The organism is Arenimonas sp. (genome assembly GCF_041919775.1).
Lineage (GTDB): Bacteria > Pseudomonadota > Gammaproteobacteria > Xanthomonadales > Xanthomonadaceae > Arenimonas.
Genome location: NZ_JAYRTE010000002.1, coordinates 93,757 through 116,190 on the forward strand (window position 1 = coordinate 93,757; position 22,434 = coordinate 116,190).

Here is a 22,434-nt window from a genome sequence, read left to right on the forward strand (position 1 = left end):
ACGCGGCGGGCCTGGCCCGCCGCGCAAGGCTTACGTCAGGCCGCTCCCGCGAAGCGCGGGACGCGGCAGGCGGCCTCAGTCTTCCTCGACCACCGAGGTCTTGGTCGCGATGACCTTGCGGCCGCGGTAGTAGCCGTCCTTGGTGACGTGGTGGCGCAGGTGGGTTTCGCCCGTGGTCGGGTCGGTGGCCAGCTGCTTGGCGGTGAGCGAGTCATGCGCACGGCGCTGGCCGCGGCGGGACGGGGAAACACGGGACTTCTGGACGGCCATGGCTTGTCTCCAACTACTTCTTCTGTTCCTTCAACGCGGCGAGCGCGGCGAAAGGGTTTGGTTTCTCTTCCTCTTCCACCTCGTCGGGCCACCTGGCCTCGAGTTCCGCGGAATCGGGATCGATCGGTACCACCGGCACGGCGAGGATCAGTTCATCCTCGACCAGGCCGGCCGGGTTCAGCTCGCCACTGGCGTCGAGCAGGAGGGGTTCGACGCCCTCCCGCAAGGCTGCTTCCTGCGACTCGTCGGTGATCAGGCCCAGGCGCTGGTTGATGCGCACCGGATGCAGGAACCGTTCGAGCGTACGCTGGCACAGCAGCGGCAATTCGGCCTCGGCACGCACCTCGACGTAACGCATACCCATCGCGTCCACGCCGAATTCGACCTCGAACCGGCAATCTCCCTCGGCATCCGCCAGCGCCGGCCGAAGCCGGGACATCCCGGCCAGGGGCAGGCGGCCATCGAACAGCCGTTTGGCCGCAACCATGCGCCAGGCATCGAGCACAGGAGGCAAGGAAGCGGACATAAGCGCGGGATTTTAGGCCCGGGAAGACCCCATGTCAAACCCAAGTAGCTGCAGGAACAGGGGTTTGCCGCCTGCCGCAGGCCTGGTGCAGACTGGCCCCAGCCAACGGAAAACCGCATGGATACCCTGATGACCCTCGGCCTGGCCGCACTGGCGCTGGCCGTCGCCCTGCTTTGGTGGATCCTGCGTGGCCGCCGCCGGGACCGCAGCCTGGTGCGCCTGCTGGACCTGGCCGACGAAATGGAAGGCCTGCTCGACCGCAGCCAGGTCCACATGCAGTCCCTGCAGGCCGTGGTCGGCCGCGTGCCGGCGGACATGGCCGCGGTCGCCCAGGCCTCGCTGGAAAGCACCCTGCCGGTGCGCGAGGCCAAGCGCGACCTGCTCCAGCACCGCCTGTGGATAAAACACCACGGCCAGCAGGCCCGCCAGGCCGAGCTCGACGCCGCCTGCGCGGCCCTGGACCGGGCCCGGGAACGCCTGGCCGGCGGCCTGGCCGAACTCGAGCGCGCCGGCGCCGAACTGGCCGAGGCCACCGAAGCCAGCGAACGCGCCGCCGAACGCGAGCCTCCGACCCTGCGCCGGCCGGCCTCGCGCCCGTGAGCCGGCTGGTCCTGGCTTCCACCTCGCGCTACCGGCGCGAGCTGCTCCAGCGCCTGGCCCTGCCCTTCGAGGTGGAGCGGCCGGACACCGATGAAACGCCGCTGCCTGGCGAGAACCCGCTGGCCCTGGCGCGCCGCCTGGCCCTGGCCAAGGCACGCGCCGTGGCGGCGGCGCATCCGGAGGCCTGGGTCATCGGCTCGGACCAGGTCGCTGAGCGGGATGGCCAGGCCATCGGCAAACCCGGCGACGCCGACACGGCGATCGCCCAGCTGCTGGCCGCCTCCGGCCGCGAGCAGCGCTTCCACACCGCCTTTTGCCTGTTCCGCCAGTCCGATGGCGCCCTGGTCGCCGGCGAGGACCTCACCGTGGTCCGTTTCCGCGACCTCGATGCCGACGAGGTGGCCCGCTACGTGGCCGCGGAACAGCCGCTGGACTGCGCCGGCAGCTTCAAGTGCGAAGGCCTGGGCATCAGCCTGTTCACCGCGATCGAAACCCGCGATCCCACGGCCCTCGTTGGCCTGCCGCTGATCGCCCTCGCCGCCTCACTGCGCCTCGCCGGGTTCCGGCTGCCCTGAGGGGCGCCACTGCACCGGCTGCGCCGGCCACTCCTCGACGACGCCATCGGCGCCATGCAGGCGCAGGCCCAGCCAGGCCCGTCCGGCCGCGACGCCGGGCACCGCCGGCATGCGCAGGCTGAAGCCGAACCGGTCGCCGTCCTCCGGGGGCAGCGTCCAGTAATTGGCCACGTCCGGACGCGGCAGGCCCGGTTCGACTTCAGCCACCAGCTTCCCGTCAAGCAGCACCCCGACCCGGACGATCCGTCCGCCGGACTTGAGTGCCCAGCCGCGCAGCTCGTCGCCCGGCGCCAGCCCGTTACTGCGGGCAGGCGTTTCCAGCCAGGCGAGGGCAGGCAGCCTGCAGCCGCCCGCCGGCGCCGTCGCGGCATCGCGCGCGAGCGCGAAGCGCAGGAAACGCTTGCGTCCGTGGTCCACGTTCAGCACCCGCGCGGCCGGCAAGCCGCCGGCGCGCCAGCACAGCTCCCGGTAGCCGTCGAGCCGCAGGCGCAGCGGCCGCGCGGTGTCCTCGACCACCAGCAGGACGGGCCGCCCGTCCCAGTCCCGGGCACCCTGGTCAAGCACGCCCCATGCACCCAGCTGCACCGCACGCCCGTGCTTGTCATTGAGCGGATGCGGAAGCACGCGCACGTCGTCGCGGCCCAGCGCCAGCCGCAGCTGTGCGGCCAGCATGAAATTGTCGGCCACCAGCACCGTGCCGGGCGGCATGTCCTGCAGGTCGCGCCGCACCGTCGCGGCCACCTCGTCCCAGCCGCTGAAGTTGTCGGCGTAGGCGGAACTGCCGGCCAGCCAGGTCCGGCCCGCCGGCACGGCCAGCACCGCCAGGTAGGCCAGCACCAGCGCGAGGCCGGCCGCGGCCAGGGCATGCAGCAGCCTGCGCGACCCTGGCCGCCAGCGCGCAAGCACCGGCGGCGCCACGCAGCACAGGGCCAGCCAGCCCGCCAACGGCCAATGGAAGGTGACGCGCTCGGCATCGGCGAAAAACCCGAGCACGAAATAGCCGGGCACGGCCACCAGTCCCAGGCCCAGCATGAAGCCCCACGCCGGCTCCGGATCGCGCCGCCGACGCCAGCATTCGACCAGCGAACCAAACAGCAGCCAGGCCAGTGGCGGCGTCAGCAGGAGCAGTTGCACCAGCGGCCACCACAGTCCGCGCCACTGCGGCTGCCAGGGATGACGATCAACGAACTGGAAACCAAGGCCCGCGCCCGCGTTCGAAAAATTCCAGGCCAGCACCGGCGTCCAGGCCAGGGCGCCCACCGCCAGCGCGAGCCAGAGGCCCGGATGCCGCAGCAGCGCCCGACCCGCCGGCGAGCAGGCCAGGCCGACAGCGCCGGCCAACACCACCAGCGCGAACCGGTAGTGCGCGAATGCACCCATCGCCAGCGCCAGCGCCAGTTGCACCAGCGCGCCAGCCGTCACCCGCCGCATCAGCGCCGCGAACGCGTCCAGGCACAGCAGCGCCGCCACCAGCATCGGCACGTCCGGCAGGGCAAGCAGGCCCATCAACCCGCCCAGCGGCATCAGCAGCGCCAGCAGGCCGGCCTGCCAGCCGGCTTCGGCGCCGAACCAGCGGCGCGTGATGCGCACGACCAGCCACGGCAGCAGTGCACCCAGCAGCACGAAAGGCAGGCGCAGCGCGAATACGCCCGGGCCGCCGACCTGCGCGCCCAGCCACGCGATCCACGCCGTGAGCCCCGGCAGGTCGGAATACACCCAGGCCGGATGCCGCCCTTCCCACGCGTAGAAGGCTTCGTCGCCGAACGGCTGCAGCGTCGCCGCCAGCACCAGCTTCGCCAGCAGCAGCAAGGTCCACAGCAGCAGGAATTTCACGCGTTTCGAACCGGTCCGCATGCCAGCATCCACAAGGTATCCTTCCTGAAACCAACGCCGGGACGCACGCATGCACGCGCAGGCCAAACACGCCGACATCCTACCCGAGCGCACCCGCCAGGCCCTCGACGACGCCCTCGCCCAGGTCAACCAGCTCGTGCTGGGCAAGGCGCGGGAGGTGAGGCTGGCGTTCACCACCTTGCTCGCCGGTGGCCACCTGCTCATCGAAGACCTGCCCGGCCTGGGCAAGACCACCCTGGCCCGGGCGATGGCCGCGACGCTGGGCCTGGATTTCCAGCGCATGCAGTTCACCTCCGACCTGCTGCCCTCGGACATCATCGGCGTGTCCATCTACGACCAGGCGGCGCGGGAGTTCCGCTTCCATCCGGGGCCGGTGTTCACCCAGCTGTTGCTCGCCGACGAGATCAACCGCGCGCCGCCGCGCACGCAGAGCGCGCTGCTCGAAGCCATGGCCGAACACCAGGTGACCCTCGACGGCACGACGCATTCGCTGTCGCAGCCGTTTTTCGTCATCGCCACGCAGAACCCGGTGGACCTGGCCGGCACCTTCCCGCTGCCGGACTCGCAGATGGACCGCTTCCTGCTCCGGCTGCACCTGGGTTACCCCGACTCGAACGCCGAACGCGAGATGCTGGCCGGCGCCGACCGCCGCGACCTGATCGCGCATTCGATGCCGCGCCTGTCCGCCGCGGACGTGCTCGACCTGCGCACGGCCGTCGGCAACGTACATGCCAGCGAGGCCCTGGTCACTTACGTGCAGGCGCTCCTGCAGGAAAGCCGCCGCCATCCGGGCGTGCAGGTCGGCCTGTCACCCCGCGCCGGCCTGGGCCTGCTGCGCGGCGCGCGGGCGCTCGCGCTGCTCGACGGTCGCGACCACGCGCTGCCGGAGGACGTGCAGGCGCTGTTCGCCGCCGTCGCCGCACACCGGCTCGTGCCCGAATCCGAGGCGGAAGGTCGCGACCAGCTTGCCCAGGGCATCCTGAGCGCGGTGGCCGTGGACTGATCCGTGGCAAGCAAGCCCGATGCGATCGACCGTTTCAGCGAGCGGCTCGCCCGCCTGCCGCTGGTCCGGCCGCGCCAGGTCGAGGACCTGCCCGTGCATATCGACCGGCGCCGCATCTATGTGCTGCCGACCGGATTCGGGCTGTTCATTTCGCTGATGCTGCTGGCGATGGTGCTGGGCGGCCTGAACTACAACAACAACCCGGCGCTGCTGCTGGCCTTCGTCACCATCGCAGTGGCGCACAACTCGCTGGTGCAGGCGCACCTGACGCTCTCCGGCCTGCGCCTGGTCGCCCTGCACGCCGAACCGGTGTTCGCCGGCCAGTCCATCGTGCTGCGCGCGGCCTTCGAAGCCACCGGCCAGCGACGCCGGCCCGGACTGGAGTTGCGACTGCAGGACGTCGAAGGTTTCATCGACCTGGCGCCGGGCGAACGGGGCGAGGTGACGCTGGCGCTCCCCACGCGTCGGCGCGGCTGGCTCGGCATCGGCCGCATGCGGCTGTCGACGATCCGGCCGCTGGGCCTTGCCCGCGCCTGGACCTGGCTGCTGCCGCGCACGCGCCTGCTGGTCTACCCCAGCCCCGAGGCGGGCCAGGTTCCGCTGCCCGACGACGGCGGCGACAGCACGTCGCGCCACACCCGCCAGCACGGCGAGCAACCGCACCACCTGCGCGAATACCGACCCGGCGACGCGCTCAAGCAAGTGGCCTGGAAGCCCTCCGCCCGCGCCGAACGCCTGCTGGTGCGCGAATACGAGGCCAGCGCCCCGCGTGAACTCGAGCTCGACTGGAACAGCCTCCACGGCATGCCGCAGGAAGCCCGCATCCGCCGCCTGGCGCGCTGGGTCGTGGACGCCGAACGCCTGGGCCATCGCTACCGCCTTCGCCTGCCCAGCGTGACCCTGGGCCCGGGCCGCGGCCCCGACCACCGGCACGCCTGCCTGCGGGCCCTGGCGCTGATGCCCCATGGCTGAGCAGCTGCCGAGGCCGCTGCGCCGCGGGTGCATGGCCGCAGCGGGAGCCTGCCTGCTGCCCTTGCTCCTGCAGGTGCCGCCGGGACTTGCGATCACGCTCGGCTTCATCGCTGCGCTGGGCTATGTATTCGACCGGCGCTGGCCGGGTCTGCTGCGCGGAGCGGTCGTGGTGATGGTGGTGGGCTACCTGTTCTTCACCTTCGGCTACAACCTGGGCCGGGACACGGGCACGGCGATGCTCGCCGCGCTGTTGGCGGTGAAGCCGGGCGAAACACGGACGGTGCGCGATGCCCGCAGCTTGCTGGGCTTTTCCCTGTTCGCTCCCTTTGCCGCCTTCCTTCAGGACCAGGGTCCGCTGGTCCTGCTGTTGGCGCTGCTGGCGCTTGGCCTGCTGCTGACGGCGCTGGGGATGCTGGCCGAACACCGCCCGGGCACGGCACCCCGGCTCGACCTTCCCAGGGGCCGCGCCACCCTGCGCGGCCTTGCAATCGCCCTGCCGCTGGCGCTCGCCGCCTTCTGGTTGTTCCCGCGCCTGGCCACGCCGCTTTGGGGCATGCCTGAAACCGTCCTTGGCCAGGGCGGCCTGGGAGAGAGCATGACACCCGACCAGTGGGTGGACATGTTTGCCGATGATGGCCCGGCGTTGAGAGCGCGCTTCCTGGACCCGGCGCCACCTGCCCCGCAGATGTACTGGCGGGCACAGGTGCTCTGGAACTTCGACGGCAGCAGTTGGACGCGCGAGCCAGGCATCGGGCAACTGGCCGGCGCCGAGCCTGAGCCCGGCTCCCGTGCGCTGCGCTACGAGGTGACGCTTGAACCCACCGACCAACGCTATCTCGCGGTCCTGGACCTGCCACTCCAGGCTCCTGACGGAGGGCGGCTGCTGGCAGACGCGAGCGTGGTCACGGCGTCGCCGGTCAGCGGCCTGCGCAGGTACCAGGCAATCTCGTCACCCGACGCGCGCCTCGGCAACGAACTTAACCCCGGACTACGCCGCCTCGCGACACGGCTGCCGGCCGATTTCAATCCCCGTACCGTCGCCTTGGGCCGGCAGTGGCGGGCCGAAGCGGGAAACAACGACGCACAGGTGGTGCAACGTGCCCTCGAATGGATCGACCGGGACTTCAGTTACAGCCTCTCGGTTCCGCCAACCGGACGCCATGCGGTGGATGAGTTCCTGTTTGATACCAGGATTGGCTTCTGCCAGCACTACAGCTCGGCCTTCGCGGTACTCATGCGCGCAGCCGGCATTCCCACCCGTGTGGTGCTGGGTTACGCGGGTGGTTACCGCAATCCGTACGCGGATTACTGGGTGGTCAGGCGCATGGACGCACACGCCTGGAACGAGGTCTGGCTTGAAGGACGCGGCTGGGTGAGGGTCGATCCCACGGCGGCCGTGGCCCCCATCCGTGTACTCGACACCGTCGCCGACCGACAGCGTAGCGGCGCGCTACTCCCCGAAGGTCTTGCACCGGTGCGGGACCTCGCTGACTGGGCACGCAGGAGCTGGAACGAACTGGTGTTGTCCTTCGACGCGGAACGCCAGGCGAAACTGTTCCGGCCGCTGGGCGTTGACCAGGCAAGCTCCCTGCAGCTGGGGCTGGCCTTCGCGTTCGGAGCTGGCGCCACAATGTTGCTGACCCTGTGGTACCTGATGCGCGGGCAGCCCGCCAGCCACGACCCGCTGGTGGCGGCATGGCTGGAATTCACGCGGCGGCTGCGCCGCGCCGGGCTCGCCAAGAGGCCGTCGGAAACCCCGCTGGCCTTCGGGCGCCGTCTGTCCGCCGTCCTACCCGCCCAGTCGGCGCAGCTGGAATCGCTCAGCCGGCGTTATGCCGTTGGCCGATACGCTCGCGGAGGATTGTCCGACGAGGACGCGCGCGAAGTCATCCGCGAGTTGCGCGCCTTCCGGCCCGGCAAGCCAGCCCGCCCCACCGGAGATGCCCGATGAACCGCCTGCCGACCCGCCTGATTCCCCTCGCCGCTGCCCTGGCCCTGGCCGGCTGCGTGTCGGCGCCCAAGGTGCTCGACGGCGCCTATGCCCCCGTGCAGCCGGGGGAGGTTGCCCGCTCCGGCGCCACCGGCGACGTCGTTCGCTGGGGTGGCCGCATCGTGCGCGTCGATCCGCTGGCAGCGCAGAGCTGCTTCGAAATCGTCGGCGTGCGCGTCGGCGCCGACGGCCGGCCGCTGGCGCGCGACCAGAGCGAAGGCCGTTTCATCGCCTGCCGCGCCGGTTTCTACGACCCGGAAGTATTCCAGCCCGGTCGCGAGGTGACGATCACCGGCCGCGTCACCGGCTTCGAAAACCGCAAGGTCGGCGACTACGACTACCGCTACCCCAGCGTCGCCGCCGACGTGATTTATCTGTGGCCCGAGCGCAAGGACGTCGACGTCATCGTCGAGCGCCACCCTTTCTGGTGGTGAGCCCCGCCGGCTTCAGCCGGGCGGCCAGGCCATGGCCCGCCCGGCCAGCAGGTGCAGGTGGATGTGGTAAACCGACTGCCCGCCGTCGCCGTTGCAGTTGATGACGACGCGATAGCCGTTTTCGGCGAAACCCTCGGCTTTCGCATACGCCGTGGCCGCGGTCACCAGACGTCCCACCACCACCTCATCGCCGGGCGCCAGGTCGTTCAGGGTCGCGACCGGGGTCTTCGGGATGAACAGCACGTGCACCGGTGCCTGCGGATTGATGTCGCGGAAGGCCAGCACGTTTTCGTCTTCATGGACGATGTCGGCGGGGATCTCGCGCGCGATGATCTTGTCGAAGATGGTGGCCATTCCGGTCTCCTCAGGAAGTGATCTGCGTACGCGAACCGAACGCGTGCGCCAGGGTCCCGCGGTCCACGAACTCGAGCTCGCCGCCCAGCGGCACGCCGTGGGCCAGGCGGCTGGGGCTGACCCCGGCCTGGTGCGCCAGCTGCGCCAGGTAGTGCGCCGTGGCCTCGCCCTCGACGGTGGGGTTGGTGGCGATGATCAGCTCACGCACTTCGCCGTCGGCCAGGCGGGCCGCCAGCTTGTCCAGGCCCAGTTCTCGCGGGCCGATGCCGTCGAGCGGCGACAGCCGCCCCTGCAGTACGAAATACAGCCCGCGATAGCCAGTGGCGGTTTCGATCGCCAGCCGGTCGGCCGGGGATTCGATCGCGCACAGCAGGGCCCGGTCACGCGCGCCGCTGGCGCAGACCGCGCAGACCGGAGTTTCGCTGAAATCGCGGCAGGTTTCGCAGTGCCCGACCTTTTCCACCGCCTCGGCCAGCGCCGCGGACAGCCGCAGGCCGCCCTCGCGGTCGCGTTCGAGCAGGTGGTAGGCCATGCGCTGCGCCGACTTCTGGCCGACGCCGGGCAGGCAGCGCAGGGCCTCGATCAGCTGCGACAGCAGCGGCGAGGCGCTCACCGGCGGCTCAGAGCATGCCCGGGATCTTCATCCCCGGCGGGATGGGCATGCCGGCCGTGGCCGCGGACATGCGCTTCTGGCTTTCTTCGTTGGCCTTGTTCACGGCGTCGTTGAAGGCGGCGGTGACCAGGTCTTCAAGCATTTCCGCGTCCGCCAGCACCGACGGGTCGATGCGCACGGCGCGGCACTCCATCTTGCCGGTCAGGGTGACCTTGACCATGCCGCCGCCGGACTGGCCCTGCACCTCCAGGCTGCCCAGTTCTTCCTGGGCCTTCTTGAGGTTGTCCTGCATGCGCTGGGCCTGCTGCATGAGTTGGGCGATGTTGCCTCGCATGGTGGTTTCCTTTGTTGTCAGTGCTCGTCCAGCGGACGAACGGAATCGGGGACCAGCCGCGCGCCCTGCTGCACCAGCCGGGCGACGACCGGGTCGGCCAGGAAATCGGCCTCGGCACCGGCCTGGCGTTCGCCGCGCTGGCGTTCGGTGCGCTGATGCAGGGTTTCGGTGCCGGCGGCGGCGCGCGCGGATTCGAAGCGCACCTGCGGCGGCTGGCCAAGCGGTCCGGCCAGGGCCTGGGTCAGCTGGCGCACCAGCGATTCGCTGCGCAGGTGGTCGAAACTATCGGGCAGCGACAGCGACAGCACGCCGTCGCTGAAACCGCAGAAAGCGCAGTGCGCCGCCAGTTCGCGAACCGGGCCGCGAAGGCCGGCGTCGGCCACCAGCTGCAGCCAGTCTTCGACGGTGGCCAGATGGGAGTCGGCAGGCGCGGGTGCGGGTGCGGGTGCGGTCGCCGGCTGCTGCAGCGGTGGCAGCGGCGGGGCGGGCGCGGGGGCCGCCACGGCAGGTGGCCGCTGGCTGGCCACGGGGGCCGCAGAGGTCGCGCCGGCCGGGGCCGCCATCGCCGCGCCCTGGCCAAGGCCCGCCGGACGGGCGCCACTGCCCTCCCCGGCCGGCCGGAACGCCAGCATGCGCAGCAGGGTCATTTCGAAGCCGGTGCGCGGACTTGGCGCCAGGCCCAGGTCCCGGCGGCCGGTCACCGCCATCTGGTACCACAGCTGCACCAGCTCGGCCGAATGGCCGGACGCCAGCGCGGCCCAGGCCGCAGGCAGGTCGTCGCCGGTGGCGCCAGGAACGAGCTGCTGCACCTGGATGCGGTGCAGGGCCACGGCCAGGTCTTCGAGCACATGACCAAAATCCGGGGAAAACGCCGCCAGGGTCTCGACGCGCTGCATCAGCGCGGCACCGTCGCCAGCGTCCAGCGCCTCGAGCAGCCCGCCCACCTGGCCCCGGTCGACGGTGCCCAGCATCGCAATCACCGACGCTTCGCCCAACTGCCCGCCGGTATAGGCAATCGCCTGGTCGAGCAGGGACAGGCCGTCGCGCAGGCTGCCGTCGGCGGCGCGCGCCAGCAGCTCGATCGCCGGGGCCTCGAAAGCGATGCCCTCGGCCTCGAGGATGCGCCGCATCTGCCCGGAAATCTGGTCCAGTTCGAGCCGCCGCAGGTTGAACTGCAGGCAGCGCGAGAGCACGGTCACCGGCAGTTTTTCCGGATCGGTCGTGGCCAGCAGGAACTTCACGTGGCCGGGCGGCTCCTCGAGCGTCTTGAGCAGCGCGTTGAACGCCGGCTTGGACAGCATGTGCACTTCGTCGATCAGGTAGACCTTGGTGCGACCGCGCGAAGGCATGTACTGGGCGTTGTCGATCAGCTCGCGGATGTTGTCCACGCCGGTGTGGCTGGCGGCGTCGATCTCGAGCAGGTCGACGTAGCGGCCGGCGTCGATGTCCACGCAGGCGGCGCATTCACCGCAGGGTTCGGCGCCGCTGCCGCGCTCGCAGTTGAGCGACTTGGCGAAGATGCGCGCGATGGTCGTCTTGCCGACGCCGCGGGTGCCGGTGAACAGGAAGGCGTGGTGCACCTTGCCGGTTTCAAGCGCATTGGTGAGCGCACGCACGACGTGTTCCTGCCCCACCAGTTCGGAGAAGCGCCGGGGCCGCCATTTGCGGGCAAGGACGAGATAGGACATGACGCCATTGTGCCAACCCCCCTGCCCCCCGGCCAGCGGCCCCACGCGCTGCTTGTGGCTGGACCCGCCGGCGGGTATCATTTCGCGCTTGCATTCAGCCTTTACCTCTGCGGAGAGGTGTCCGAGTGGTTGAAGGAGCACGCCTGGAAAGTGTGTAAGCGTCTAAACCGCGCTTCGGGGGTTCGAATCCCCCTCTCTCCGCCAAAATCCAGCGGCGCGCCCCGGCCAGCACGGCCCGGCGCGCCGTTTGCTTCAATGGTGGCCCCGTCGGCCTCCCGCGACGCTAGTCCGAAAACTCCGCCAGGGCCGGAAGGCAGCAACGGTATTGGATGACGCGGGTGCCGGGAATCGCCGGCGGGGCTGCCACCCCCGACCCTAAGGATGTAGCCAGGTTTCGGTGCCATCGGCGTAGCGTTCGTGTTTCCAGATGGGGACGCGGGATTTGACCTCGTCGAGGATCCAGCGGCAGGCGTCGAATGCCGGGCCGCGGTGGGCGGCGCTGACGCCGACCCAGACCGCCATCTCGCCCAGGGCCAGGTCGCCGACGCGATGCACGCAGGCGGCATCGGCAATATCGAAGCGGCGGCCCGCCTCGGCGATGATGCGCAGGCCCTCGGCTTCCGCCAGCGCGGCATAGGCTTCGTAACGCAGGCCCAGCACGGCGCGGCCGGCGTGGTGGTCGCGCACCCAGCCTTCGAAACTTGCGAACGCGCCCGCCCGTGGCGAGTGCAGCTGCCGCCGCAGCGGCGCCGGATCGAATGCGATTTCGCTGAGCGAGAAACGGTTCATCCGCCCGACACCGGCGGGATGAAGGCGATCTCGGCGCCGTCGCGCGGCGCCGCGTCCCAGTCGACGAACTCCCCGTCCATGGCCACGCGCAGGCGGGACGCCGGCAGGCTGAAGCCGTGTTTCGCGCGCAGGCCTTCGTACAGGGCAGCAAGCGAATCCGGCATCGGCAGGACCTCGCTGGCCATGCCGGCGGCGTCGCGCAGGCTGGCGAAATACAGCACCGTGATGCTCATGCCCTCGCCTTCCCGACGTCGCGCTTGCCGCCGCGTTTGGCCAGCAGCCTCGCCGGCCCGATGACGATGGCGTGCGACAGCGCCTTGCACATGTCGTAAACGGTTAGCGCGGCGACGGTGGCGCCGGTCAGTGCCTCCATTTCCACGCCGGTGCGATGGGTGGTGCGCACCGCGCACTCGATGCGCAGCACGCTTTCGGATGACCAGGCCAGGTCGAAACGGCAGCCCTCGATCGGCAGGGGGTGGCAGAAGGGAATCAGCTCGTGCGTGCGCTTGACCGCCATCGTGCCGGCGATGATCGCCGTGTCCATCACCGCGCCCTTGGCGGTTTTCATCCCGCCCTTGCGCAGCGCCGACGCCACCGCCGGCGGGAAACGCAGCCGGCACTCGGCCACGGCTTCGCGCGCCGTCAACGCCTTGCCGGAGACATCGACCATTGCCGGCCGCCCGGCCGCATCGACGTGCGTGAGTTTCTTCTTCGCCATGTCAGCCGCCTATGAAATACATCTCGATGCGCCGGCCCTTTCCGGGAGCGCTCGCCCGCTGTTCGCTGTAGCGGTCGGCGCGGGCCAGCCAGGCGTCGCGCAGGCGTTCGGCCACGCTGTCCTCGCCGGCGGCGATCGCCTCGCGCAGCGGCAGGCCCTTGCCCGCGAACAGACAGGTGAACAGCTGGCCGTCCGCGGAAAGCCGCGCCCGGTGGCAGTCGCCGCAGAAGGGCTCGCTGACCGAGCTGACGAAGCCCACTTCGCCGGCGCCGTCCACGTAGGCGTGGCGGCTCGCCACCTCGCCCCGGTAGGCCTCGCGCAGCGGCCGCAGCGGCCAGCGCGCGGCGATGGCGTCGTGCAGCTCGCGCGACGGCACCACGTTCGCCGCCTGCCAGCGGTTGCAGGTGCCGACGTCCATGAATTCGATGAAGCGAAGCACGTGCGGCGTGCCGCGGAAAAACGCCGCCAGCTCCGGCACCTGCGATTCGTTGACGCCACGCTGCACGACGCAGTTGATCTTCAGCGATCCGAAGCCCGCGGCCTCCGCGGCGGCGATGCCGGCCAGCACGTCGGCGAGTTCACCCCGGCCGCCGGTCAGTTCGCGGAACAGCCGGGGTTCCAATGCGTCCAGGCTCACCGTCAACCGGTGCAGGCCGGCCTCGCGCAGCGCCCGGGCCTGCCCGGCCAGCAGGGCGCCATTGGTGGTCAGCGCCAGGTCGGTGATGCCCGTCACCTTCGCCAGGCGCGCAACCAGCGCCGACAGGTCCTTGCGCAGCAGCGGCTCGCCGCCGGTCAGGCGAACCTTACTGACGCCCAGGCGCGCAAAGGCCCGCACGGCGGTTTCGATCTCGTCGAAGTCGAGCCGGCCGGCGCGACCCAGCGTGCCGTGCTCCGGCGTCGCATCGGCCGGCATGCAGTAGGGGCAGCGGTAATTGCAGGTCTCGATGACCGACACGCGCAGGTCGTGCAGCGGCCGACCCAGGCGGTCGCGCGGGGACAGGGCATCGGCAGCCAGTGCGTTCATGGCGTATCCGGCAGGCCCGGGGACGGCAGCGGATCGGCCAGCGCCAGCACGTCGCCCGCTTTCGCGACCCGGTGGCCGCGTTCGCGCATCGCCGCGCCGTCGGCGGGCGAGGCGTAGTGGTAAAGCACGCAGCGCGACAGCAAGCCCGCTGGATATTCGCGCTCGAGGTCGTCCAGGCCGCTGTGCGAGGGATTGCCCTGCAGGGCGCAGTCGTGGGCGACGATTTCGCCGGCGCCGGCGAACTTCGCCAGCATTTCCGGAATGGGCCGGGTGTCGCCGGTCCAGACCAGGCTGCCGGGCAGGCGCAGCGCGAAGGCCGTGTCGGGCAGGTGGTGGCGGACCGGGAACACGTCGTACCACTGGCCTGCATGCCAGAAGCCGCGGCTCACCGGCACCAGCTGGAAGGCGTCCCACCAGTTCGCGTCGCCTTCCGCGACCACGCCGGGATAGTCGGCCAGACGCGCCTGCAGGTGCGGCAACACGCCGACAGGCACGTACAGTCGCACCTTGCCGCGCCGCGCCGGATCGAAATAGGTGGCGAAAAACAGTCGCTCGAGCCCGGCGACGTGGTCCATGTGCACATGGGTGATGAACAGGGCATCGGGCAGTGCCCCGTAGGTGGCCTCATGGGCGGTCAGGGCCTCCTGCCCGCAGTCGATCATCAGTACCGGCCGCGATTCACGCTCAAGCACGGCCGAGGACGAACCCAGCGTGACCGCCGACTGGGAGTTGCCCACCCCCAGGAATCGCAGCGACCAGCTCATTGCCACCTCCCCGAAGCGGCCAGGTCCGGCGTACCGCTGAACGCCGTCTCGTAGGACTGGCGCAGGCGCGCGAAACCCTCGCGCCAGGTCTCTTTTCCAGGTCCGGCCAGCTTGGCGAGCGAACGCGACAGCCGCGCCAGATTGGCCTCGCGCCAGCCGGCGGACGGCTGGCGCAGGCGAGCGCGGTCGAAATCGATCAGCCAGGCCCGGCCCTCGGCATCGAGCAGCACGTTATGGGCGTTGAGGTCGGCGTGGTCGACGCCGGCAGCGTGCACGCGCGCGATCGCGTGGCCGGCGCTGGCCCAGGCGGCGGCTCCGGGTTGGTCCGCGCAGTCGGCCAGCGGGGTGGCGCCGCGGATGCGCTCGACCACGATCGCGGCCCGATAGGACAGGCCCTGGCGCCAATAGCCGGCCAGCAGCGGCGCCGGCACCGGCAGGCCCAGGCCATGCAGCCTCGCCAGCAGCCGGAACTCCGCGAAACTGCGCACGCGGCGTTCCCCGAGCCACAGGTAGGCATCGCGGCTGGCGCGCGCCGCCAGGCCCCCGCGCCGGTAGCGGCGCAGCACGCCATGTCCGAACGGCCCTTCGACGAACCAGGCGGCGCCGCGGCCGCCGGCGGCGACCGGCGTGGCCTTGTCCCAGCCCGCGGGCTCGAGCGCCGCCGCACTGGCTTGCGGCCATCGCGCAGCGTCGAACACAATCGCTCCCTCTCCCCGTTCATCGCGGATCGGCTGCCTGGTCGCGGCGATGGCGGCGGTGTTTCCCATCCGTGCAGTCTAACCAATGACCGTGAAGCCCGCGCCGCGTTCGATCTGCCTGCTGCGCCTGTCGGCGCTGGGCGACGCCGTGCATGCGGTGGCGGTGGTTCGCGAACTGCAGCGCGCCTTTCCCGACGCGGCGCTCACCTGGGTGATCGGCAAGGGCGAGGCGAAGCTGCTGGAGGACCTGGACGGCGTCGAATTCGTCGTCTTCGACAAAAAGGCCGGACTGGCGGGCTGGCGCGACTTGCGCGCCCGCCTGGCCGGCCGCCGCTTCGACGTGCTGCTGAACATGCAGCTGGCGCTGCGCGCGGGCCTGGCCTCCACGGCGATCCGCGCCTCGCGGCGCATCGGCTTCGACCGGGGCCGCGGCAAGGAGGGCCACGGCCTGTTCATCAACGAACGCATCCCGGCCGGGGGCCATCACGTGCAGGACGCCTTCCTGCAGTTCCTGCGACCGCTCGGCGTGACGCCGGGGCCGGCGCAATGGCGGTTGCCGGTGCCCGAAGCCGCCCACCGCTGGGCGGCCGACCAGCTGCCGGGTGAAACGCCCACCCTGCTGGTCTCGCCCTGTTCCAGCCACGTGCTGCGCAACTGGCGACCCGACCGTTACGCGGCGGTCGCCGACCACGCCGCGTCAAAAGGCTGGCGTATCGCCCTGTGCGGCGGTCGCAGTGCGCTCGAGCGCGAGACCGCCGACGCGATCCTGGCAGCGATGCAGGCGCCCGCGCTGGACCTCGTCGGCAAGGACACGCTCAAGCAGCTGCTCGCGCTGCTGGGTCGCGCCCGGCTGGTGCTGAGCCCCGATTCGGGGCCTGCGCACATGGCCAACGCCATGGGCACGGCCGTGCTGGGCCTGCATGCCTGCACCGACGCCGAACGGTCTGGCCCCTATTCGGACCGGCGCTGGACGGTGAACCACTACGACGCCGCCGCACGGCAGTTCCTGGGCAAACCCGCCCGCGAACTGCCCTGGGGCAAACGCGTCGAATTCCCCGGGGTGATGGACCTGGTGCAGGTGGACGAGGTGATCGCCCGCTTCGAGGCCTTCCGCGCCGAAACCGGCGCCTGACTCAGGCCTGCGGCGTCGCGCGGTAGTCCTGGTAGGACTTTTCCTCGACGTAGGCCGAGCCCAGGGCCAGGTTGATGTCCTTCTTGATGCGCGCGCGCTCGTCGTTCTCGAAATAAACGGCGCGGGCCAGGCGGATGAATTCCTCGTCGAAGGCCTGGGCCTTTTCCTTGAGCCGGATGTCGTCCTCGATCACCCACAGGCGCTCGTTGACCGCCTTGAGTTCGGCGCGCAGGCGGGCGATGTCGTTGCCGGCGGCGGGATGCGCCATCCAGGTCGATTCGAGCGCGGACAGCTCGGCGCGCACGTTCGCCAGCTTCGCCGGGTCGGACATGCGCTCGGACTTGATCTGCAGGATGGCGATCTTGTCGAGCAGTTCGCCAAAGGAAACGGGGACTTGGATTTCGGACATGAGGGGCTCCGTGGCAAGGCCGCAAGTGTAGCGCGGGCGGCGCGGCGACCATGGAAAAGCGGCCCTTTCGGGCGCCAATGAAAAAGGGGCCCTTTCGGGCCCCTTCTTGCTGCATCTGGCGGAGAGGGAGGGATTCGAACCCTCGAGGCGCTATAAACGCCTGCCTGATTTCGAGTCAGGTACATTCAACCGCTCTGCCACCTCTCCGGACCCGGCGCCGCCGTGGCTGGCGCCGGGCCCGCCATTATAGGGGCACCGGGGCCGGCCCGCCAGCCTCAGGGGCCCGCGGCGGCCCCGCCCCCCTTGGGCATGAAGAAGAACTCGCCGCTTTCGTGGCCGGCATAGCGGATCGGCGCGTATTCCGGCATCTGCGCCAGCGGCGCGTCCATCGCCCCCAGCGCCAGCGAGGTGGCCACCTCCTGGAACAGGCGCTGGCCCTCGAGCAGGCGGTCGTTGTCCTGCAGCACGTTCAGGAAGGCGCGGGCGAAGTAGCTGTGCTTGCCGCTGCCGGTGTCGGGCACCGGCATCACGCCGCCCGAGGTGAGCGCGGTACGGCTGCGGCCGTCGGCCATGGCCTTCACCCAGGCATTCCACTTGTCGGGCGGCATGGTGCCGGTGGCGAAGGTCGGCACCGACGCGCGGGTCATCGTGCCCGAGTAGCAGGAATCGGCCACCACCAGCACGTGGCGCGCCGCGACGGTGTTGAGGATGTCGCTGACGGCGGCGTTGGACACCCAGGACTTCGGGTTGCCCTGCACGCCGTCGGTCGGCACCCAATAACCCTGGCCGTCGGCCCCGATCTCGCCGTGCCCGGCGTAGTAGATCAGCAGGTTGTCCTCGGGCTTGAGCTTCTCGCGCATGTCGTTGAGCGCGCTGAGCAGTTCAAGGCGCGTGGCATTGAGCACCACGGTGGTTTCGTAGCCATAGCGGCCGCGCAGCAGGTTGGCGACGGCATTGGCGTCGTTCATCGCGCTTTGCAGGGTCGGGTAACCGGCGTCCCGGTAGCTGTTGTTGCCCACGACCACCGCGTAATAGCGGCCGAGCTTGACGCCCCGCGGCAGCGTGCCCGCGGTCGCCGGTGCCGCCGTCACCGGCGCGCTGCCGCCGCCCGCCTGCGGCAGCAGGGTGAAGTCGAGCTGGGCGCGGGCGCCGCCGGTGTCCACTGCCGCCACTTGGACCTGGGCACCACCGGCCGGCACGTCGACCTCGGCGCTGAAGGCCCCGTTGGCGCCGATCGGCGCCGGCTTGCCGTTGACGGTGATCTCGCGCACCAGCTGCGGGGCAGTGACGCGGCCGACGATCTTGCGCGTGCCGGGACCACCCCGGTACACGGCGGTGTTGCGGCCGCGCGTGGCCACGAACACCGGGTCGAGGATTTCCAGCCGGGACGACCCGGCAAGCATGGCACCACCGCTGCCGGCCTGGCGCTCCAGCGCGGCCAGCTGCGTACGCTGGTCGTTGATCTGTTCCTGCTGGGTCAGCAGCTGGTTTTCCAGCAGTTGGGTGAGCTGGTCGTCGCGGCTGGCGCGGGCATCGGCCAGCTGCTGCTCGGTGCGGGCCAGCTCCTGGCGGGTCTGCTGCAGAGCGCTTCGACGCTGCGCCAGCTCCTGTTCGAGCTTGCGGACCTTTTCGCGCAGTGCTGCCGACTCCGCCTCGCCCTGCACCACCTGCTGCTGCAGGCCGGAAATGCGTTCGTCCTTCGCGCGGATCTCGACCTGCACCACCGACGCGTAGAGCAGTTCGTCCTCGATGCCGGAAGCTTCGCGATAGAGATTGAGCGCGGCCGCCTGGTCCTGGGGCACGCCCAGGCCCTGTTCGTACAGGAAGCCAAGATTGATCTTGGCGCGCCCGTAACCCTGCTCGGCGGCCTTCTTGAACCACTGGAAGGCCATGCCGTAGTCAGGCGCGGTGCCCAGGCCCTTGGCATAGATCTCGCCGACGTTGTTCTGTGCCTCGGGGCTTCCGGCCATCGCGCCCTCCAGCCACACCTTCAGCGCGGTCTGGTAATTGGCGCGATCGTAGGCCACGTACTCGCCGCCACGGATCTCGCAGTCGGCCTGCGTGGTGCGCACCGGGCGCCGGGCGCTGAGGTAGGTGGCCTGGCGGCCGAGCTTGCGGATCTGCCCGGGCAACAGGCAGTCGACGATCATCAGGTCCTCGGCGTTTCGCACCGCCGCGTGGGCCGGCGCAAGCGGCCAGCCGGCGAGCATCACGAGGACGAAACCAAAAGCGAAAACGGAGATCCGGGACAGGACCGGACACGCTTGGCGCAGGTTCATTGGCGTGGCTCCCAGGGAAGCAACGCGACCCGCGCCGGGGCACTTGCAGCGGCGCGACAGCCGCTATACTCGTGCCGCCGTTATAGCGGCATCGCAGGGGAAAAGCGATGGACAGTCGGGGCAAGGTCGAGAGTGGCCGACGAACGGCCGGATCGGGTTTCCAGCGTTTCGCCGTCGGGTTCCTTCTTGCATTGCTGGCGGTCTGCACCGCCATGTTTCCCGACGAAGTCCGGGCGCAGGCGGCGGCCTGCAACATCGTTCCCGACGGCCTGACCGACAAGACCGTGGCAGCGGGCACGACGGTCGACTTCAGCTTCCAGCTGATCGGCGCCTGCACGACGAGCAACGTGCTCGCGACGATCACCGCCGACAACACCGGTGGCGCGACCGTCGCACCGGCCGGCACCTTCAGCGTCACGCCGGCGACGATCACCAACATCACGGTGACGCTTGGCCTCACGCCCGGCCAGTCAGGCACGGTGAGCGTCTCCTGCCCCACCGGTGGCTGCGCCGGCGCGGCGGTCTTCACCTTCCGCAGCGCCAACCAGTTCAACTACACCAACTTCAGTGCGCTGAACGTGGTGACCAACCAGATCCAGGACTTCACCGTCGCTACCGAACTGGAGCTCAATGGCGCACCCTCGACGCTGCCCAGTAATTTCACCAACATCACCACCACGACGAACTACGGCCAGCGCCCCACCGATGCCGGCGGCGTGTCGACGCTGACCGAAACCATCACCGCCGCCGGCAACTACCTGGTGCGCGCGAACATCGTCTGCCCGGTCGCCTTCGTGCTGGAAGGCTGCGCGGCGGTGCCGCCGGTGGACTTCACCGTCGTGGTGGAAGCCGTGTCGCTAGACCCGGTCACCCCGCTGGCCGTGACGGCCGCGGCTGGCGTACCGCAGGTCCTGACGGTGTCCTATGGCAGCGCCAGTTTCCCCGGCCCGGCCGGCACGCCGGTCAGCTGGGTGCTGGCCAGCCAGCCCGCGGGTGGCGACGGCGTGCTCACCGGCGCCAACCTCGCGGGCGGCGAAAGCGACGCCAGCTTCAGCGCGACCGTGCCGGGCGTCTATACCGTGCAGGCCAGCGTCGCCTGCGCGGTCTGCGCAGTGAACACGCGCACCTTCACCATCACCGTTCCGGCCGCGCCGCTGTTCAACCTCGCCAGCGCCAGCCCCAATCCGGCGCCAGGCACCGACGGCATCCCGGTCGGATTCAGCGTGCTGCTGGACGTGGGCGGCGCGCCCGTCGCCGGCGAAACCATCCAGTGGACGGCTGCCGCCCCCTTCAGTCCGGGCACCGCCACTTCGATCACCAATGGCAGCGGCGTGGCGACGGCGAGCTTTACGCCGTCGGCGCCGGGCACCTACCCCGGCGCGATCACCGCCAGCTTCGATCCCGACGGCGTGCCCGCCAGCGGCGACGAACTCGTCGTCAGCTTCGACGCCGTGATCGCCGCCACGCCTGGCCTGTCCATCGCCGGCGGCAACGGCCAGCAGGCCGTCGTCGGCAATGACTTCGGGCAGGCGCTGGTGGTGCTTGCCGACGACAGCGGCGCGCCGGCGGCCGGCGTGGGCATCGTCTGGGCGGTTGCCGGCGACGCGGTCCTGACGGCCGGTGGCCCAACGGATGCCGGGGGCCAGGCCAGCGCCAGCGTCACCGCGGGAGCGACGCCGGGGGCGGTCACCATTACCGCCACGCGGCAGGATGCGCCGGCGGCGAGCGTCAGTTTCAACCTGGTGGTCAGCGCGCCCGGCACGCTGCAGCCGGTGTCCGGCGACGGCCAGACGCTGCAGGCCGGCCAGGCTTCCGAACCGATGGTGGTGCGCCTGCTCGACCACGCCGGCAATCCGGTCGCCGGCGCCACCGTCAACTGGACGACCAGCAAGGGCACGCTTGAAACCGCCAGCAGCACGACCAATGCCAGCGGCGAAACCAGCACCCGCCTGACGCTGGAAACCGCCGGCGAAGCCGAGGTCACCGCCACCTCTTCCCTCGCCAGCGCACCGGCCGTCTTCCGCCTGCGCGGGGCACTGGCGGGCCTGGCGGGCCTGGACGAGACCCAGTCCCAGGTCGCGCAGGCCGTCGACAACTTCTGCCCGGCGCTGGCCGGATTGCCCTCGCGCACGCCGGGCCAGGAAGACCTGTACCAGCGCTGCCAGGAACTGTCCCGGGCGGCGGGACTGGATCCGGAGGCCGCCGTGCTGGCCCTGGACCAGATGATGGCCGACGTGGCCATGGCCCAGGCCAATGCCGCCTTCGCCGCGGCCCGCTCGCAGTTCCAGAACCTGCGCGCGCGCATCGCGGCGCTGCGGAGCGGCACCCAGGGCACCGACTTCGGCGGCCTCGCGCTGACGACGCCGCAGGGCCTGTTCTCGATGGGCCTGCTCATGCAGGCGCTGGGCGACGAAGACCCGGCACCGATGGAGATCGGCGCCGACTTCAGCCGCTGGGGCTTTTTCGCCTCGGGCACGCTCGGACGCGGTGAAGTGGAGCCGGGCCAGGTCGACCCGGCCTACGACACCGACATCGAAGGCATCACGGCGGGCGTGGACTACCGCATCAGCGACCGCTGGATCGCCGGCGGTTCGCTGGGCCTGACCCGGCAGGACACCACCCTGCCCGGCGGGCGCGGCGAAGTGGAAACCTCCGGCTGGAGCGTGTCCGGCTACACCACCTTCTACCAGCCCGACAGCTGGTACATGGACGGCGTACTGACCTGGGGCCGCAACGACTACGACCTGCTGCGCACCATCCGCTACACGCTGCCGCTGCCCGGCGGCGGCACGCAGAGCATTGACCAGCGCGCCGTGTCCTCCTCCGACGGCGACCTGCTGTCGATGGCGCTCACCTTCGGCCGTGACTTCAACCGCGGCGCGTGGGGCCTGGGGCCCTACGGCCGGCTGCTGTTCACGCGCATCGATTTCGAGGTCATCGAAGAAACCCTGCAGCCGGGGCCCGGCTCGGGCCTGGGCCTGCGCATCGAACAGCGCGAGCTCGAGTCGCTGGCCAGCGTGCTGGGCGGCAAGCTCACCTACACCCACAGCACCGACTGGGGCGTGCTGATGCCGCACCTGCAGCTGGAGTGGGAGCACGAGTTCCGCGACGACCCGCAGGCGCTGGAGGCGCACTTCCTCAACGACCCCACCGGCACACCGATCCTGCTGCGCGGCGACGAACTGGACACCGACTATTTCCGCATCGGCCTGGGCCTGTCGATGGTGCTGACCAAGGGCCGTTCGGGCTTCTTCTACTACGAACGGCTGATGGGCAAGGACCGCAGTTCCCAGTACAACCTGGCGCTTGGCTTCCGGATGGAGTTCTGAGTGGCCGCTTGCAGCCCGGCGCGGGGGAAACGCATGATGTCGTGCATGGAAACCACCCCCACGCCGGCCGCGGGCAGGC

Annotated in this window: 23 protein-coding genes, 2 tRNA genes and 1 other RNA gene; 10 read left to right on the forward strand and 16 right to left on the reverse strand. The window is 70.5% G+C overall.

The window, feature by feature from the left end; all coding sequences use genetic code 11:
• Positions 1 to 75: 75 nt before the first annotated feature.
• Entirely contained in the window at positions 76 to 270 is a 195-nt protein-coding gene (gene rpmF, locus ACE3TE_RS01750; RefSeq protein WP_188661456.1) for a 50S ribosomal protein L32, read from the reverse strand.
• A 13-nt stretch (positions 271 to 283) separates the two neighbouring features.
• On the reverse strand, positions 284 to 796 hold the full coding sequence (locus ACE3TE_RS01755) for a YceD family protein (RefSeq protein WP_374601633.1): 513 nt from the start codon (positions 794 to 796) through the stop codon (positions 284 to 286).
• 117 nt (positions 797 to 913) lie between these two features.
• On the opposite strand from ACE3TE_RS01755, the gene ACE3TE_RS01760 reads away from it, so the two are divergent.
• Entirely contained in the window at positions 914 to 1,396 is a 483-nt protein-coding gene (locus ACE3TE_RS01760; RefSeq protein WP_374601634.1) for a hypothetical protein, read from the forward strand.
• The gene (locus tag ACE3TE_RS01765) at positions 1,393 to 1,971 is read left to right on the forward strand and encodes a nucleoside triphosphate pyrophosphatase (RefSeq protein ID WP_374601636.1); all 579 of its coding nucleotides are present in this window, start codon (positions 1,393 to 1,395) and stop codon (positions 1,969 to 1,971) included. Before ACE3TE_RS01760 ends, ACE3TE_RS01765 begins: the two co-directional genes overlap by 4 nt.
• On the opposite strand, the gene ACE3TE_RS01770 is transcribed toward ACE3TE_RS01765, so the two are convergent.
• Positions 1,939 to 3,825, reverse strand: coding sequence for an ArnT family glycosyltransferase (locus tag ACE3TE_RS01770; RefSeq protein WP_374601638.1), 1,887 nt, complete (start codon positions 3,823 to 3,825; stop codon positions 1,939 to 1,941). The genes ACE3TE_RS01765 and ACE3TE_RS01770 overlap by 33 nt on opposite strands.
• A 49-nt stretch (positions 3,826 to 3,874) precedes the next feature.
• Between ACE3TE_RS01770 and ACE3TE_RS01775 the strand changes: the two genes are divergently transcribed.
• Genes ACE3TE_RS01775 through ACE3TE_RS01790 form a run of 4 tightly spaced genes read left to right on the forward strand, consistent with a single transcriptional unit; the run spans position 3,875 to position 8,224 of the window.
• Positions 3,875 to 4,828: an AAA family ATPase gene (locus tag ACE3TE_RS01775; RefSeq protein ID WP_374601640.1), complete on the forward strand. Its 954-nt coding sequence runs from the start codon at positions 3,875 to 3,877 to the stop codon at positions 4,826 to 4,828.
• 3 nt (positions 4,829 to 4,831) lie between these two features.
• Entirely contained in the window at positions 4,832 to 5,800 is a 969-nt protein-coding gene (locus ACE3TE_RS01780; RefSeq protein ID WP_374601642.1) for a DUF58 domain-containing protein, read from the forward strand.
• Entirely contained in the window at positions 5,793 to 7,751 is a 1,959-nt protein-coding gene (locus ACE3TE_RS01785) for a DUF3488 and DUF4129 domain-containing transglutaminase family protein (protein ID WP_374601644.1), read from the forward strand. Before ACE3TE_RS01780 ends, ACE3TE_RS01785 begins: the two co-directional genes overlap by 8 nt.
• Complete coding sequence (locus ACE3TE_RS01790; RefSeq protein WP_374601645.1) at positions 7,748 to 8,224, forward strand: Slp family lipoprotein; 477 nt, start codon at positions 7,748 to 7,750, stop codon at positions 8,222 to 8,224. Before ACE3TE_RS01785 ends, ACE3TE_RS01790 begins: the two co-directional genes overlap by 4 nt.
• Before the next feature lie 12 nt (positions 8,225 to 8,236).
• Here ACE3TE_RS01790 and ACE3TE_RS01795 read toward each other — a convergent pair whose 3' ends face one another.
• From ACE3TE_RS01795 to dnaX, 4 genes are read right to left on the reverse strand one after another with little or no spacing between them, the layout of a single operon-like run.
• Positions 8,237 to 8,578, reverse strand: coding sequence for a histidine triad nucleotide-binding protein (locus ACE3TE_RS01795; protein WP_374601647.1), 342 nt, complete (start codon positions 8,576 to 8,578; stop codon positions 8,237 to 8,239).
• A gap of 10 nt (positions 8,579 to 8,588) precedes the next feature.
• Complete coding sequence (gene recR / locus ACE3TE_RS01800) at positions 8,589 to 9,191, reverse strand: recombination mediator RecR (RefSeq protein ID WP_374601649.1); 603 nt, start codon at positions 9,189 to 9,191, stop codon at positions 8,589 to 8,591.
• 7 nt (positions 9,192 to 9,198) lie between these two features.
• Complete coding sequence (locus ACE3TE_RS01805) at positions 9,199 to 9,525, reverse strand: YbaB/EbfC family nucleoid-associated protein (protein WP_374601651.1); 327 nt, start codon at positions 9,523 to 9,525, stop codon at positions 9,199 to 9,201.
• Positions 9,526 to 9,542: 17 nt separating this feature from the next.
• The gene (gene dnaX / locus ACE3TE_RS01810; RefSeq protein WP_374601653.1) at positions 9,543 to 11,213 is read right to left on the reverse strand and encodes a DNA polymerase III subunit gamma/tau; all 1,671 of its coding nucleotides are present in this window, start codon (positions 11,211 to 11,213) and stop codon (positions 9,543 to 9,545) included.
• Between the two features lie 111 nt (positions 11,214 to 11,324).
• Here dnaX and ACE3TE_RS01815 point away from each other — a divergent pair.
• Positions 11,325 to 11,417, forward strand: a tRNA-Ser gene (locus tag ACE3TE_RS01815).
• A gap of 60 nt (positions 11,418 to 11,477) precedes the next feature.
• Positions 11,478 to 11,574, forward strand: an RNA gene (ffs, locus tag ACE3TE_RS01820) — signal recognition particle sRNA small type.
• Between the two features lie 14 nt (positions 11,575 to 11,588).
• On the opposite strand, the gene ACE3TE_RS01825 is transcribed toward ffs, so the two are convergent.
• From ACE3TE_RS01825 to ACE3TE_RS01850, 6 genes are read right to left on the reverse strand one after another with little or no spacing between them, the layout of a single operon-like run.
• Complete coding sequence (locus ACE3TE_RS01825; RefSeq protein ID WP_374601654.1) at positions 11,589 to 12,002, reverse strand: molybdenum cofactor biosynthesis protein MoaE; 414 nt, start codon at positions 12,000 to 12,002, stop codon at positions 11,589 to 11,591.
• Entirely contained in the window at positions 11,999 to 12,235 is a 237-nt protein-coding gene (locus tag ACE3TE_RS01830) for a MoaD/ThiS family protein (protein WP_374601656.1), read from the reverse strand. Before ACE3TE_RS01830 ends, ACE3TE_RS01825 begins: the two co-directional genes overlap by 4 nt.
• A complete protein-coding gene (gene moaC, locus ACE3TE_RS01835; RefSeq protein ID WP_374601658.1) occupies positions 12,232 to 12,720 on the reverse strand; it encodes a cyclic pyranopterin monophosphate synthase MoaC in 489 nt (162 codons plus the stop codon). Before moaC ends, ACE3TE_RS01830 begins: the two co-directional genes overlap by 4 nt.
• A 1-nt stretch (position 12,721) precedes the next feature.
• Complete coding sequence (gene moaA, locus ACE3TE_RS01840; protein WP_374601660.1) at positions 12,722 to 13,744, reverse strand: GTP 3',8-cyclase MoaA; 1,023 nt, start codon at positions 13,742 to 13,744, stop codon at positions 12,722 to 12,724.
• Positions 13,741 to 14,508, reverse strand: coding sequence for an MBL fold metallo-hydrolase (locus ACE3TE_RS01845; protein ID WP_374601662.1), 768 nt, complete (start codon positions 14,506 to 14,508; stop codon positions 13,741 to 13,743). Before ACE3TE_RS01845 ends, moaA begins: the two co-directional genes overlap by 4 nt.
• Positions 14,505 to 15,275 (reverse strand): 3-deoxy-D-manno-octulosonic acid kinase, encoded by a 771-nt coding sequence (locus ACE3TE_RS01850; protein WP_374601663.1) that lies wholly within the window; start codon positions 15,273 to 15,275, stop codon positions 14,505 to 14,507. Before ACE3TE_RS01850 ends, ACE3TE_RS01845 begins: the two co-directional genes overlap by 4 nt.
• 16 nt (positions 15,276 to 15,291) lie before the next feature.
• On the opposite strand from ACE3TE_RS01850, the gene ACE3TE_RS01855 reads away from it, so the two are divergent.
• The gene (locus ACE3TE_RS01855; RefSeq protein WP_374601665.1) at positions 15,292 to 16,338 is read left to right on the forward strand and encodes a glycosyltransferase family 9 protein; all 1,047 of its coding nucleotides are present in this window, start codon (positions 15,292 to 15,294) and stop codon (positions 16,336 to 16,338) included.
• 1 nt (position 16,339) lies between these two features.
• Here the strand turns inward: ACE3TE_RS01855 and ACE3TE_RS01860 are convergent, their stop codons facing one another.
• From ACE3TE_RS01860 to ACE3TE_RS01870, 3 genes are all read right to left on the reverse strand, one after another.
• Positions 16,340 to 16,747 carry a DUF6165 family protein gene (locus ACE3TE_RS01860; RefSeq protein WP_374601667.1) on the reverse strand — a complete coding sequence of 136 codons (408 nt, stop codon included), beginning with the start codon at positions 16,745 to 16,747 and terminating at the stop codon, positions 16,340 to 16,342.
• Between the two features lie 116 nt (positions 16,748 to 16,863).
• A tRNA-Ser gene (locus ACE3TE_RS01865) sits at positions 16,864 to 16,954 on the reverse strand.
• Positions 16,955 to 17,022: 68 nt separating this feature from the next.
• Positions 17,023 to 19,026: a caspase family protein gene (locus ACE3TE_RS01870; RefSeq protein WP_374601669.1), complete on the reverse strand. Its 2,004-nt coding sequence runs from the start codon at positions 19,024 to 19,026 to the stop codon at positions 17,023 to 17,025.
• Between the two features lie 107 nt (positions 19,027 to 19,133).
• Between ACE3TE_RS01870 and ACE3TE_RS01875 the strand changes: the two genes are divergently transcribed.
• Complete coding sequence (locus tag ACE3TE_RS01875; RefSeq protein ID WP_374601670.1) at positions 19,134 to 22,355, forward strand: autotransporter domain-containing protein; 3,222 nt, start codon at positions 19,134 to 19,136, stop codon at positions 22,353 to 22,355.
• The last annotated feature ends 79 nt before the right edge of the window (positions 22,356 to 22,434 follow it).

Excerpts from the sequence above, each read along its gene's own strand:
- ACE3TE_RS01785 (WP_374601644.1), top strand. The coding sequence starts at position 5,793 with ATGGCTGAGCAGCTGCCGAGGCCGCTGCGCCGCGGGTGCATGGCCGCA.
- ACE3TE_RS01755 (WP_374601633.1), bottom strand. The coding sequence starts at position 796 with ATGTCCGCTTCCTTGCCTCCTGTGCTCGATGCCTGGCGCATGGTTGCG.
- ACE3TE_RS01770 (WP_374601638.1), bottom strand. The coding sequence starts at position 3,825 with ATGCGGACCGGTTCGAAACGCGTGAAATTCCTGCTGCTGTGGACCTTG.
- ACE3TE_RS01795 (WP_374601647.1), bottom strand. The coding sequence starts at position 8,578 with ATGGCCACCATCTTCGACAAGATCATCGCGCGCGAGATCCCCGCCGAC.
- moaA (WP_374601660.1), bottom strand. The coding sequence starts at position 13,744 with ATGAACGCACTGGCTGCCGATGCCCTGTCCCCGCGCGACCGCCTGGGT.
- ACE3TE_RS01845 (WP_374601662.1), bottom strand. The coding sequence starts at position 14,508 with ATGAGCTGGTCGCTGCGATTCCTGGGGGTGGGCAACTCCCAGTCGGCG.
- ACE3TE_RS01870 (WP_374601669.1), bottom strand. The coding sequence starts at position 19,026 with ATGAACCTGCGCCAAGCGTGTCCGGTCCTGTCCCGGATCTCCGTTTTC.
- rpmF (WP_188661456.1), bottom strand. The coding sequence starts at position 270 with ATGGCCGTCCAGAAGTCCCGTGTTTCCCCGTCCCGCCGCGGCCAGCGC.
- ACE3TE_RS01775 (WP_374601640.1), top strand. The coding sequence starts at position 3,875 with ATGCACGCGCAGGCCAAACACGCCGACATCCTACCCGAGCGCACCCGC.
- ACE3TE_RS01860 (WP_374601667.1), bottom strand. The coding sequence starts at position 16,747 with ATGTCCGAAATCCAAGTCCCCGTTTCCTTTGGCGAACTGCTCGACAAG.
- ACE3TE_RS01875 (WP_374601670.1), top strand. The coding sequence starts at position 19,134 with ATGGACAGTCGGGGCAAGGTCGAGAGTGGCCGACGAACGGCCGGATCG.
- dnaX (WP_374601653.1), bottom strand. The coding sequence starts at position 11,213 with ATGTCCTATCTCGTCCTTGCCCGCAAATGGCGGCCCCGGCGCTTCTCC.
- ACE3TE_RS01760 (WP_374601634.1), top strand. The coding sequence starts at position 914 with ATGGATACCCTGATGACCCTCGGCCTGGCCGCACTGGCGCTGGCCGTC.
- ACE3TE_RS01850 (WP_374601663.1), bottom strand. The coding sequence starts at position 15,275 with ATGGGAAACACCGCCGCCATCGCCGCGACCAGGCAGCCGATCCGCGAT.
- ACE3TE_RS01805 (WP_374601651.1), bottom strand. The coding sequence starts at position 9,525 with ATGCGAGGCAACATCGCCCAACTCATGCAGCAGGCCCAGCGCATGCAG.
- moaC (WP_374601658.1), bottom strand. The coding sequence starts at position 12,720 with ATGGCGAAGAAGAAACTCACGCACGTCGATGCGGCCGGGCGGCCGGCA.
- ACE3TE_RS01855 (WP_374601665.1), top strand. The coding sequence starts at position 15,292 with ATGACCGTGAAGCCCGCGCCGCGTTCGATCTGCCTGCTGCGCCTGTCG.
- ACE3TE_RS01790 (WP_374601645.1), top strand. The coding sequence starts at position 7,748 with ATGAACCGCCTGCCGACCCGCCTGATTCCCCTCGCCGCTGCCCTGGCC.
- ACE3TE_RS01830 (WP_374601656.1), bottom strand. The coding sequence starts at position 12,235 with ATGAGCATCACGGTGCTGTATTTCGCCAGCCTGCGCGACGCCGCCGGC.
- ACE3TE_RS01825 (WP_374601654.1), bottom strand. The coding sequence starts at position 12,002 with ATGAACCGTTTCTCGCTCAGCGAAATCGCATTCGATCCGGCGCCGCTG.